Below are 12,482 nucleotides of genomic sequence, written 5' to 3' on the forward strand. Positions count from 1 at the left end.
TTAATTATTTATAATGAAAAATTAGCTAATCTTTCATGGCTAGTGAGATCTTCTGCTTGAATTAGCTGATGACTTTCGTCCATCTGCAACTGCCAAGCGGCTTCATCCCACAACTCAAACTTATTCAGCAAACCCACCAGCATGGTTTTCTTTTGCAGGCTGGCAAATTGTCTTAATGCGGGGGGAACGAGCGCACGACCATTACCATCTAACTCACATTCATGAGCGTGGCCTAATAATCTTCGTTTCATGGATCGTTCAATGTGATTGGTGTCTGACAGCTGCATTAGTTTTGCTTCTATCAGTTCCCATTCATGGATTGGATAAATCAATAAACAAGCTGATTGGATATCAACGGTGATGACGACAATGCCACTGTGCTCAACACGCAAGGATTCTCGGTATCGCATTGGTATTGCGATCCGTCCTTTTGCATCCATATTTATCGCACTGGCGCCCCGAAACACGATCATTAATCCCTATGATTTGTTATTAAAATTCCCACAAAAATCCACAATTCCCCACAACCCTTAAGTTTAGGGACACAACACAAGTATTGTCAAGGGATGAGAAGATTAATTAAATCCAGTTCTGAAGCGGGTTCGCAGCAAATTTGATTTAATTTGTTCTAGGTGGAGGAAAGTGGATTTTATGGGGCTAAATGAACGAAACCATACACATAACAACGACTCTATCGAGTAAAATGTGACTAAAATGTGCTAAAAATTGACCATTATCATCTTAAAATGACAATGCCCACTGTATCAAAGTTATATCTTGTATAATAAATATTCGCTCACGATGTGAGAAAAACCAGTTCAACAAATTTTATTGCTGCCTTGCGCTTTTAAACCTAAGCAAATTCCAAACTTTTAATATTGCCTTTACGCTAAAACATCCTCAAACAAGGATGACTGCTGGCGTCATATATTCAAACCATTAGCCGCTCAATTTACAATCAAAACGGCCGATAACAAGATATACTGAATACAGCCTTGAAGGAGGTAATAATGAACCTAGATATTCTCTATGCAGTGACTGCCAGACCGCCAAGACAAGTCACCACGCCTAAAAAAGAGGTGAAAAAAGTCACTGACTCAGCTGTTATCAGTGCTGATAGCCATGAAGCGCCGCAAACACAATTGCCACCAGCGCCATTAACCAGAAAACAGCTTGCTCAAACCAACAACACCGATGATGCAAATCCGGCCACTAACGACGATACAAACTTCAAGCATATTGATATTGAAATTTAGTCGTTTACCAGTGATTTAAAAATGCCCTTTAGCCGATGGTTTTCCTCACCGCCTTTTTCCATCCGCGATACAAATCCTGACGACAGCTATCATCCATTGCTGGTGAAAAATGCTTATCAGCCACGGCAATGTTTTGTAACTCTTCTGTAGACTGCCAAAAGTTAACCGCAAGACCTGCTAAAAAGGCTGCTCCCATGGCTGTGGTTTCAGTCACTTGCGGACGGATCACATCAACATTGCTGATGTCGGCTTGGAACTGCATTAAAAACTCATTTGCCACTGCGCCACCATCAACGCGGATTTGTTTAAGTTCGACCCCTGAGTCTTGTATCATTGCCTCGAGTAAATCCTTGCTTTGATATGCAATGGCTTCTAACGCTGCGCGAATAATATGGCTACGATTAACCCCGCGGCTAAGTCCGACAATCGCGCCTCTGGCATCCGCTTCCCAATACGGAGCGCCCAAGCCGACAAAGGCTGGTACTAAATATACCCCATTGGTGTCGTCCACTTTATTGGCAAAGTATTCAGTGTCATGAGCATCTTGGATCAAGCCCATTTCGTCCCGCAGCCATTGGATCACCGCGCCGCCCATAAATACTGCCCCTTCAAGGGCATAGTTAACCTTTAAATCAGCGCCTATAGCAATGGTGGTTAATAGGCCATGATCCGATACCACTGCCTTATCACCGGTGTTCATCAGTAAAAAACAGCCTGTGCCATAGGTATTTTTGGCCATTCCAGGTTCAAAACATAATTGACCAAATAATGCCGATTGCTGATCCCCTGCCATACCCGCCACGGTAATATCGCCACCGACAATGCTGGTTGAACCGTAGACCGCACAAGAGGGTTTCACTTCAGGTAACATCGAAGCCGGAATACCAAAGGCCGTTAATAACTTGTCGTCCCACTGCTGCTGATGGATGTTAAACAACATGGTCCGTGAGGCGTTGGTGGGTTCAGTAACATGTACTTTGCCTTTTGTGAGCTTCCACACCAGCCAGGTATCTATGGTGCCAAATAACAACTCACCGGCCTCGGCCTTTTCTCTTGCACCTTCAACATTATCTAGAATCCACTTGATTTTTGAGGCGGAAAAGTACGGGTCGAGCACCAAGCCTGTGGCGGATTTAATATAAGCTTCATAACCATCGGCTTTGAGTTGCTGGCATATACTTTGGCTGCGACGACACTGCCACACAATGGCGTTATAAATCGGCTTGCCGGTTTTTTTATCCCACACTACGGTGGTTTCACGTTGGTTGGTGATGCCCATAGCGGCAACATCATCACCGCTAATACCTGCTCGAGATAGCACTTCAATCAATGATGAACTTTGAGATGACCAAATCTCCATTGGATCATGCTCGACCCAACCGGCCTGAGGATAAATCTGGGTAAACTCACGCTGCGCTACCGCAACCATGTTGGCTTTATGGTCAAATACAATGGCACGAGAGCTGGTTGTGCCTTGATCTAATGCAATAATGTATTTCTTAGCTTGCATATCACTATCTCATATTATTTATTTTAGTTTGTTCACATAAACTGAAAGTAGTGAATCAACTACCCGTTTATTTATGTGATTTATCATGCTTTACATTGCAATGCTTGTGCTGTCATCACAGTTATAAGGGTTTATTCTACCTAGACATGCTATGTCACTTTGGGGTAAAGCCAGTAAGCACCTAATAACTTAGCATATGACGATGGCTTTACTTCATACTTTGGCTTGTCAAATATAGCTGGCGTATCGATATTAGTCTTATGATTTTCAAATAACAAAAAGCCCCGCAATTGCGAGGCTTTAAATGTATTAATAATACTGTCGACTACATTTTGTAGCTAAACTGCACACCTGCTAACCACACATCGGCTTCAACATCACCGCTGTAGTTCACAGACGCTAAACCTAATAAGTCTTGAGTCTCATCAATTGGTGCATCACCAATGCCTTTGATGTAAGTGATGGCAAAATCAACCGTAAGGTTTTTACTGGCTTGATAACCCGCACCGGCACTAAACCATAAACGATCTGAATCTGGGATTGTTGTGGAACGGTATTCGTCTTGCGCAGCACCTTGATCTAGTGCCATACCGCCACGAACTAACCACTTGTCATTGAGCTGGTAAGTGGTACCTAGTGCAAAGCGCCAGTTATCTTTGAAGTTTTCTTCTTTAACTAAATCAGACTCCAATGGTAAACCCGTTGTTGAGTCAATTGGCTTAGTTTCGCCAGGGAAGTATGCTACCAACTCATCAAAAACACTCCACTGAGTCCAGTTAACGCTGGCGTGCATGGCCCAGTTTTCAGTTAATTGGTGATGAGATGCAAGCTCTGCAAAAGCAGGGATCTCAATCGGTAAGTAACCTTCAATACTAACATTTTGACCACCGTCATAAAGTAGCCCAGACGCATGGCCGTCCAGTTCTAGCTCTACCCCACTGTGATAAGCAAAACCTAAACGGTGCTTGTCATTAATCTGCCAGCTAGAACCAATTTTCCAACCGATGGCGATATCATCACCTTCCATGTATTTAAGACTTGTGCCAGCAGCCGGAAGCATAGGTGCTAAATCAGGCAACTGAGCTTTAATACCATCAATCCAACCTGGCATTGATGCGCCAACATTACCTTCACCGTAAACAATACGCAGACCCGCACCAATGCTAACCGCATCATTGATTTTATAGCCAATGTTTGGGTTAAATTCTACGGTGGTGATTGCAGTATCATCACCAAATATCGCTGCTGAATGAGTTGCATCCAATTCTGTCGCTAAGCCGTAATTTGAATGAAAAGCCAGGCCCCAAGTCCAGTTATCGTTTAACTGATTCGAGTAATAAAAATTTGGGATAAGCGCATCACCGGCAAAATCGATGGCGTTGCTTGGGATAACAATTGGATCAGCCCCTAATAAAGGCGATGAAATACTGGTTTCACCCAGCACATCAACATTAGGCATAATATAAATAGCACCTGCAGACAATTGGCGACCTTCAAGGTAAGTCAACATGGCAGGGTTTTTAGTTTGGGCGCCAGCATTATCCGCCATCGCAGCTTCACCAGCAAAAGCACGGCCTAAACCTGTAGAAGAATATTCAGCTAATTGAAAGCCTGCTGCACTTACTTGAGTCGTTGCCCCTAACAGCATGGCGCTTACTGCCACGGTTAATAATTTCTTTTTCATCATTTGTCCCCGGGTATGCAAATTTATTATTTGCTTAATCTCTTACATCATTAGAGCAATAGCTCAATTTGAAATCGGGGCAAGTGTACTGATGCAGAATATATTTACAACTAAATGCCTAAAAACAGAAGAAATAACTACCTTTTCGGTGTTTGCAATATTTTTAAGTGATAAGGATCACACACCAAGCGAGAAAAAAGCGTCAATTACACTAATTGATTCGCTGAAGCATATTAAAAATAGTTAACCAAAATATTTTTAATATTGATATTCAATAACTTACTAAATAATATACAACTCACAAACCTGCGCTGAATTTTATAGTTTTTTTAACTACCGATATAAACCGCCAAATCTTATGAATAAATAAACCAATAAATACAATGTGATATATAGTAAATTATTGTTGAGACACATAAAAAAGCCTTCTAGGGTTAGCTAGAAGGCTTTATTTAATACCACGTTGGTACAAGTGTAAGCTTAAATGTTAATAGCCAATGTTGAACTTACAATTGACTCGTCACTCTTACATCAGCCACGCCAAGCAGGAATATTGGCTTCATAGTCGCTAATTGCCGCAGCAAATTCCAGCGTTAAGCCGATGGCATCTAAACCATTAAGCAGCTTGTGCCTTGCTGACTCTGCCAATGAAAAGCTAAATGTACTGCCTTGTGGTGACGTTACAGTAAGAGCTTGCAAATCAACACTGATTTCAGCTCCTTCTTGAGCATCAACTTCAGCCATTAATTGGCTCACTTCCGCTGCGGTTAACTTCACAGGTAATAAGCCATTGTTAATGGAGTTACCGTAAAAAATATCTGCAAAACTTGGCGCGATAATCACCCGTAGCCCAAAGTCAGCTAATGCCCACGGTGCATGTTCTCGACTTGATCCACAGCCAAAGTTTTCTTGTGCTAGCAATATAGACGCGCCTTTATAACGCGGTAAGTTAAGTGAAAAAGTCGGGTTAGGCTGCTCGCCCGCGTCATCTAAATAACGCCAATCATGAAATAAGTGCACCCCAAAACCATCACGAGTGACTTTTGATAAAAATTGCTTCGGGATAATTTGGTCGGTATCAATATTTGCGCTATCTATTGCAACCGCTAAACCCGTATGTGCTGTAAAAGCTTGCATCTGTTTCTCCTAGTGGGTTGCCAATTAATAAGGCTTACGAATATCAACAAAGTGACCGGCAATCGCTGCAGCTGCAGCCATAGCAGGGCTCACTAAGTGAGTTCGACTGCCACGCCCTTGGCGACCTTCAAAGTTACGATTACTAGTAGATGCACAGCGATCGCCAGCCTCTAAACGGTCATCGTTCATTGCCAGGCACATTGAGCAACCAGGCAAGCGCCATTCAAACCCTGCCTCTAGGAATATTTTATCTAAACCTTCCGCTTCTGCTTGCAGTTTCACCTGTCCAGAACCCGGTACCACAATAGCGGTGACGCCTTCGGCCACTTTACGGTTTTTAGCATGATGGGCTGCGGCACGTAAATCCTCAATACGGGAGTTAGTACATGAGCCAATAAAGACTTTATTAACCGCAATATCCACCATATTGGTGCCAGAAGTCAGGCCGATATACTCAAGCGCTTTTTCCATGCTGTCACGCACAGTTGCATTGGGCTCAGACTCAGGGTTAGGCACTTGTGCATCAATAGATACCACTTGGCCTGGATTAGTGCCCCAAGTTAACTGCGGCGCGATTTCTGCAGCTTCAAGTACCACTTCGGCATCAAATACTGCATCAGCATCCGTTTTAAGTGCGGTCCAATCTGCAACTGCTTGCGTCCAAGCATCAGCTTTAGGGGCAAATTCACGACCTTCAAGATAATCAAAAGTAGTTTGATCAGGTGCGACCATGCCAGCTTTGGCCCCCATTTCAATGGCCATATTACATAAGGTCATGCGCCCTTCCATTGATAAAGCTTCAATGGCTTCGCCGCAAAACTCAACCACGTAACCGGTACCGCCATCCATACCCAAACGGCCAATGATAGCCAATACAATATCTTTAGCCGTAATGCCCTCAGCCACATGACCACGGACTTCAATTTTCATGGTTTTAGCTTTTAACTGACGTAACGTCTGGGTGGCTAACACATGCTCAACTTCAGAGGTGCCAATACCAAATGCTAATGCGCCAAAAGCGCCGTGGGTTGCTGTATGTGAATCACCACAAACAATCACAGTACCGGGCAAGGTAATACCAAGCTCTGGCCCCATGACATGGACTATGCCTTGATTTGGATGATGGATGTCATATAGCTTCACGCCAAATTCTTTACAATTTTGCGCTAGGGTTTCCACCTGAATACGCGCCATTGGGCTCATGGCATCAAGGCTAGCACTTAAGGTCGAAATATTATGATCCATAGTGGCAAAGGTTTTTTCAGGGGCGCGTAATTTACGACCCGCTGTTTTTAAACCACTAAAAGCCTGTGGTGATGTCACTTCATGAACCAAGTGACGGTCAACATAAACAATCGGCGCTTCTGAGTCAGGTGATGCGACAATATGGGCATCCCATACTTTCTCATATAAGGTTTTTGCTGCCATTAGACACCTTCCTTAATAGCATTAGCGATATAGTCACCCATTTCACTGGTTGATTTTGCATTATGACGCTCATCGCTACTTAATAGCTCACCAGTTAAATAGCCAGCTGATAAGGCTTTACCTACTGCGCGTTCTATCGCACTCGCGGCATCTTCAAGTTTTAAGCTATGACGTAGTAATAAGGCTGCAGATAGAATTTGCGCCACAGGGTTAGCAATGCCTTGACCTGCGATATCAGGTGCACTACCACCAGCAGGTTCATACATACCAAAACCGCTGCTGTTAAGGCTTGCTGAAGATAATAGCCCCATTGAGCCGGTTAACATGGCAATTTCGTCTGACACTATGTCACCAAATAGGTTCGAACACAGCATCACATCAAATTCATTTGGGCGACGTAATAATTGCATGGTGGCATTGTCGATGTAGATATGTTCAAGCTCCACATCAGGGTAGTCTTTAGCCACTTCTTCAACCACTTCACGCCATAACACTGAACAGGCTAATACGTTAGCTTTATCTACTGAGGTGACTTTTTTGCGGCGACCTTGAGCAGACTGAAACGCAATTCGGGCAATACGCTCTATTTCACGACGGCTATAGCGCATGGTATCGAAGGCTTCTTCATCCAGGCCTTCGCCTTGACGACCTTTTGGCTTACCAAAGTAAATGCCACCCGTTAATTCACGCACACATAACACATCAAAGCCACGTGAAGAGATATCACTTCGCAATGGTGACATATGTTCAAGCCCTGCGTGTAATTTTGCCGGACGTAAATTACAAAACAGTTCAAAGTGACCACGTAGCGGTAATAATGCGCCACGCTCTGGCTGATCATTGGGGGCTAAGTTTTCCCACTTAGGCCCGCCAACACTGCCGAATAAAATGGCATCTGAGGCTTCACAGCCTTTTAAGGTTGCATCAGGCAGCGGGCAACCATGGTTATCAATGGCAATACCACCCACATCGTACTCAGCATATTCAATGTCCAGCGCAAATCGGGCTTCAACTTCATTAAGCACTTTACGTGCCTCAGCCATGACTTCTGGCCCAATACCATCTCCGGCCAATACAGCTATTTGATAACTCATACTCCACCTAACTCCCTTTCTTTATGAATCTGTTGTTTAAAATCAGCCACTTTATCAGCGCGATAGGTTAAGTTCATTACATGAACTAACGCTTGAGCCGATGACTCGACAACATCTGTTGCCAAGCCGACACCATGGAATGTTTGCTGATTGTATTCAGCTGTAATATCCACTTGGCCTAAGGCGTTTTGCCCTTCGCCTTTAGCGCTTAATTTGTAATTAGTAATATTGATGCTGCGACCAGTTGCACGGGCAATAGCATTGTATGCCGCATCGACTGGGCCATTACCGGTTGCCGCTTCGGTTATTTCTTTGTCATCAACCACTATACGCACCGTGGCAGTGGCTACACCTTCAGTTGAATCTGAGTGCACCATTAAATGTTGCAGTGAGTACTTATCATCATCTTGAGATTGCGCTTCGATAAACACTAAGGCTTCAAGATCATAATCAAATACTTGGCCTTTTTTATCTGCCAATTTCAAAAACTGATCGTAAAGACTGTCCATATCATAATCGGTTTCTTTATAGCCCATTTCTTCCATGCGGTGCTTAATCACGTGTCGACCTGAGCGCGAAGTCATATTCAAGTTATTACGATTAAGGCCAATGCTTTCAGGCGTCATGATCTCATAGGTATTTTTAGCTTTTAGCATGCCATCTTGGTGAATACCTGATGAATGCGAAAATGCATTAGTCCCCACTACCGCTTTATTAGCCTGAATCGGCATATTACATAGCTGGCTTACAAGGGATGAAGTGCGGTGAATTTCTTTGGCATTAATGTTGTTTTCAAGCCCGAGTAAATTCTTGCGGGTTGCCAAAATCATCGCTATTTCTTCTAATGAACAATTACCAGCGCGCTCACCAATACCATTAACCGTACATTCAATCTGGCGAGCACCATGCTCAACAGCAGTAATTGAGTTCGCTACCGATAAACCTAAATCATCATGACAATGCACCGAAATCACCGCTTGATCGATATTCGGCACTCGGTTAAATAAGGTTTGAATAATGCCGCCAAACTCACTTGGGACGGTGTAACCCACGGTATCTGGGATATTAATGGTTCTAGCACCCGCTTTAATAGCTTCTTCTACCATACGGCAAAGGTTATCAATGGGGGTACGCCCAGCATCTTCACAAGAGAACTCAACATCGTCAGTAAAGCGGCGGGCATATTTAACCGCACTCACTGCCATTTCTAATACGTCATCAAATGAACGCTTTAATTTGCTTTCAACGTGAATGGTTGAGGTTGAAATAAAGGTATGAATTCGAAACTGATCAGCAACAGATAATGCTTGCGCTGCGGCATCGATATCTTTTTCTAATGCACGAGATAAGGCACACACTCGGCTATTTTTAATGGTTTTTGCAATGGTTTGCACTGACTGAAAATCACCAGGCGATGACACAGGAAAGCCCACTTCCATAACATCAACACCTAAACGCTCAAGAGCCAATGCAATTTGCAGCTTTTCTTTAACCGTTAAACTGGCTGCTAACGCCTGCTCGCCGTCTCTTAATGTGGTATCAAATATTATGACTCTATCGGACATCTTTTTCTCCATCGAACCTGGTTATTCACGTTAAAGTTTGTTCGCTTTGCTAATGGATTTGAGTGCTTTGCTCATTTAGTTCATTAGACTTTTTGTTTGTTATATAAATCAATCAGAGGCAGAAACAAAAAACCCCGCGGCTATTAGCGCGGGGTTTGTGAATACTAGTAAACTTATTTAGCTTGTAACACAAAGGACTCCGCGCAAATATTGCGTAAGAGAAGAAGGAGACCCAGTAAAATGTTACCACTATAAATATTCATTTTATTTAACTAATTATTCTGCGATTAATTTATCTATACCCACTTTTTATCCTGACCAGCTGGCTGTGTCAACCCCAATTTATTCATCTTTTGTGCAACACTGCAGCTTAAAAGCCTGATTTACTCATCGCTTTTAAGCACAAATAAATCCCCACATGCCCGTACACTGCTGTTTACACGTAATTTATCGTTTATTTTTGACTTTATTAATATGCAAAAAAATGGATTTAAAATTTCTAATATTAATCTGTTTAAAGGAAGGCTTTAGTTATATCTAAGCACAAAGAAGCTTAGCTCTTTACGAGGCTAAGCGAGGAAGATAAACCATGACATGCTTGTTTTAAAATGCAAACATACTAGGGCAATCAAAGCCATCAAATGATTAGGTAGGAGTGTTTATAAGGAACTAGAACCAGCATTAGCGGCTAAGTAGTCACCGCCAATGCTGCAGATAAGCAGGTTAAGCTAAAGCAATTAACATAGCCTTGAAGGCGAGTGAGTTAATTCTCAATCAAATACTGACTAATTTCATCAAGAAAATCACCGCCGAAGCGACTTAGCTTTCGCTCACCGACACCATTTACTGCCAGCATTTCACCGGCACTGATGGGCACCATCGCCGCCATTTCCGCTAAGGTGGCATCATTGAACACCAAGTATGGTGGCACATCATGTTTTTCAGCCAGTTCACGGCGCAGTAGCTTGAGCCTGGCAAACAATTTACGATCATATTGCTGCGGTGCACGTGATGAACTGGTGCGGCGCTTAGTAGTCACTAATTGAATGCGAGGTTCAGCTAGCTGTAAGCTGGCTTCCCCGCGTAATATTGGTCGTGCTGATTCATTTAGCTTTACTGAAGAGCCGCGAGTAATATCTTGGCTAGCTAAACCTAAATGAATAAGTTGCCTAATCACACTGAGCCAATATTCATGACTGTGATCTTTACCAATGCCCCAAGTGGACAGCTTGTTATGGCCGCGATCCATCACGTTGGCGGCTTTTGAGCCCCGCAGTACATCAATGACTTGGTTAACACCGAAATATTGATTGAGTCTAAAAATGCACGACAGCACTTTTTTGGCATCTTCGCTGCCATCATAACGCTTAGGAGGGTCGAGACAAATATCACAGTTACCACAAGGTTTTGAGCCACTTTCATCAAAGTAATGCAGTAATACTTGTCGACGGCAGGTTTGCGCTTCAGCAAAGGCTGCCATGGTATTCATTTTATGTAATTCAACGTCTTGCTGTGGGCCAGGTTCTGATTGCTCAATCAAGTGCTTAACGCGGCCTATATCGGCAGGATCAAACAACATATAAGCTTCGGCATCTAAACCATCACGGCCGGCACGGCCTGTTTCTTGATAATAAGACTCTACACTTTTGGGGATATCGTAATGCACCACAAAGCGGACGTTGGATTTGTTAATCCCCATACCAAATGCCACAGTGGCGACCACAATATCGATTTTGTCTTTTAAAAACTTATCTTGAATCGCGCCACGCTCTTCTTGGGTCATCCCCGCATGATACGCCGCTGCACTAAAGCCTTGCAGTTTTAAGCGATCGGCAACTTCATCGACTCGCCTACGGCTACTACAATAAATGATGCCATTACTGCCCTTTTGCAATTGTAAAAACTGTTTGAGCTGGTTAGCGGCATTAAGTTTTTCAACCACGGTATAGCGAATATTGGGGCGATCAAAACTGGAGAGTAAACAAAAAGGACTGATTTGAAGGCGCTGACAAATACTTTCACGGGTGGCCTGATCGGCCGTCGCGGTTAACGCCATCAGTGGCACATACGGGAACAACTGTTTCAGTTGGCCAAGGGCGGCATATTCAGGTCTAAAATCATGACCCCATTGACTAATACAGTGAGCCTCATCAATGGCAAACAGTGAGATTTGTAACTCATGCATCCGCTCGATAAAGTCAGGCCGCAGCAAACGCTCTGGTGATACATAAAGCAGTTTGATTTCACCTTTATGTAAGCGTTTTAAAATCTCAACGGTTTCATCGCGGGGTAAAGAGGAATTCAAATAAGCGGCAGCGACACCCGACTGAGTCAAGCTATCCACTTGATCTTTCATTAATGAAATCAGCGGCGATACCACAATGGTTAACCCAGGAAGCACCAAAGCTGGTAATTGATAACACATACTCTTACCGCCACCGGTTGGCATAATCACTAGGGTATCTTGGCCACTTAGGGTCTGCTCGATAATTTCCCGCTGTCCTTCACGAAAGTCACGGTAACCAAAGATTTGCTGTAATTGTTGTCCAAGCACATCCTCAACAACTGGCGTTGCAGGATCTTGCGCTGGAGCTTGAGTGTCTGCTTGGCTAGAAATAAGATTATCCATCAATAAGGCTTGAGAACTGATTTGGCATTTTAAAGCACTGCAGTGCATATGTCTGCACACAAACAACAACCACGGAAATAATACGCCATATCATCGTGTGCTAGAACAGCCCTAGTGCAGAGGCAATCAGTGGAAATATTGATTAATCATAAAAGCTTAGGTAAGCGCCGATTAAACAT

General features: G+C 43.4%; 9 protein-coding genes. 1 reads left to right on the plus strand and 8 read right to left on the minus strand.

Annotated elements, in window-relative coordinates:
• Positions 1 to 8 precede the first annotated feature (8 nt).
• Positions 9 to 467, minus strand: a complete 459-nt coding sequence (gene mraZ / locus Q4591_RS03275; protein WP_102440224.1) for a division/cell wall cluster transcriptional repressor MraZ — start codon at positions 465 to 467, stop codon at positions 9 to 11.
• 543 nt (positions 468 to 1,010) lie between these two features.
• Here mraZ and Q4591_RS03280 point away from each other — a divergent pair.
• Positions 1,011 to 1,256, plus strand: a complete 246-nt coding sequence (locus Q4591_RS03280; protein WP_102530900.1) for a hypothetical protein — start codon at positions 1,011 to 1,013, stop codon at positions 1,254 to 1,256.
• Between the two features lie 28 nt (positions 1,257 to 1,284).
• On the opposite strand, the gene glpK is transcribed toward Q4591_RS03280, so the two are convergent.
• The 7 genes from glpK to recQ all read right to left on the minus strand — a co-directional run bounded on the left by glpK (position 1,285) and on the right by recQ (position 12,303).
• On the minus strand, positions 1,285 to 2,766 hold the full coding sequence (glpK, locus tag Q4591_RS03285; RefSeq protein WP_102440207.1) for a glycerol kinase GlpK: 1,482 nt from the start codon (positions 2,764 to 2,766) through the stop codon (positions 1,285 to 1,287).
• 325 nt (positions 2,767 to 3,091) lie between these two features.
• Positions 3,092 to 4,450, minus strand: coding sequence for an outer membrane protein transport protein (locus Q4591_RS03290; RefSeq protein WP_102440206.1), 1,359 nt, complete (start codon positions 4,448 to 4,450; stop codon positions 3,092 to 3,094).
• Positions 4,451 to 4,981: 531 nt separating this feature from the next.
• Positions 4,982 to 5,587 (minus strand): 3-isopropylmalate dehydratase small subunit, encoded by a 606-nt coding sequence (gene leuD / locus Q4591_RS03295; protein ID WP_102440205.1) that lies wholly within the window; start codon positions 5,585 to 5,587, stop codon positions 4,982 to 4,984.
• A 24-nt stretch (positions 5,588 to 5,611) separates the two neighbouring features.
• Positions 5,612 to 7,015, minus strand: coding sequence for a 3-isopropylmalate dehydratase large subunit (gene leuC / locus Q4591_RS03300; RefSeq protein WP_102476554.1), 1,404 nt, complete (start codon positions 7,013 to 7,015; stop codon positions 5,612 to 5,614).
• Complete coding sequence (gene leuB, locus Q4591_RS03305; protein ID WP_102440203.1) at positions 7,015 to 8,109, minus strand: 3-isopropylmalate dehydrogenase; 1,095 nt, start codon at positions 8,107 to 8,109, stop codon at positions 7,015 to 7,017. The genes leuC and leuB overlap by 1 nt, the downstream gene beginning before the upstream one ends.
• Positions 8,106 to 9,674: a 2-isopropylmalate synthase gene (gene leuA, locus Q4591_RS03310; protein WP_102440202.1), complete on the minus strand. Its 1,569-nt coding sequence runs from the start codon at positions 9,672 to 9,674 to the stop codon at positions 8,106 to 8,108. The genes leuB and leuA overlap by 4 nt, the downstream gene beginning before the upstream one ends.
• Before the next feature lie 763 nt (positions 9,675 to 10,437).
• Complete coding sequence (recQ, locus tag Q4591_RS03315) at positions 10,438 to 12,303, minus strand: DNA helicase RecQ (protein WP_303459369.1); 1,866 nt, start codon at positions 12,301 to 12,303, stop codon at positions 10,438 to 10,440.
• Between the last annotated feature and the right edge of the window lie 179 nt (positions 12,304 to 12,482).

Origin of the sequence: Shewanella sp. 3_MG-2023 (assembly GCF_030548765.1) — a bacterium.
In the GTDB taxonomy this organism is placed as follows: Bacteria; Pseudomonadota; Gammaproteobacteria; order Enterobacterales; family Shewanellaceae; genus Shewanella.

Excerpts from the sequence above, each read along its gene's own strand:
- Q4591_RS03280 (WP_102530900.1), top strand. The coding sequence starts at position 1,011 with ATGAACCTAGATATTCTCTATGCAGTGACTGCCAGACCGCCAAGACAA.
- glpK (WP_102440207.1), bottom strand. The coding sequence starts at position 2,766 with ATGCAAGCTAAGAAATACATTATTGCATTAGATCAAGGCACAACCAGC.
- Q4591_RS03290 (WP_102440206.1), bottom strand. The coding sequence starts at position 4,450 with ATGAAAAAGAAATTATTAACCGTGGCAGTAAGCGCCATGCTGTTAGGG.
- leuD (WP_102440205.1), bottom strand. The coding sequence starts at position 5,587 with ATGCAAGCTTTTACAGCACATACGGGTTTAGCGGTTGCAATAGATAGC.
- leuC (WP_102476554.1), bottom strand. The coding sequence starts at position 7,015 with ATGGCAGCAAAAACCTTATATGAGAAAGTATGGGATGCCCATATTGTC.
- leuB (WP_102440203.1), bottom strand. The coding sequence starts at position 8,109 with ATGAGTTATCAAATAGCTGTATTGGCCGGAGATGGTATTGGGCCAGAA.
- leuA (WP_102440202.1), bottom strand. The coding sequence starts at position 9,674 with ATGTCCGATAGAGTCATAATATTTGATACCACATTAAGAGACGGCGAG.
- recQ (WP_303459369.1), bottom strand. The coding sequence starts at position 12,303 with ATGGATAATCTTATTTCTAGCCAAGCAGACACTCAAGCTCCAGCGCAA.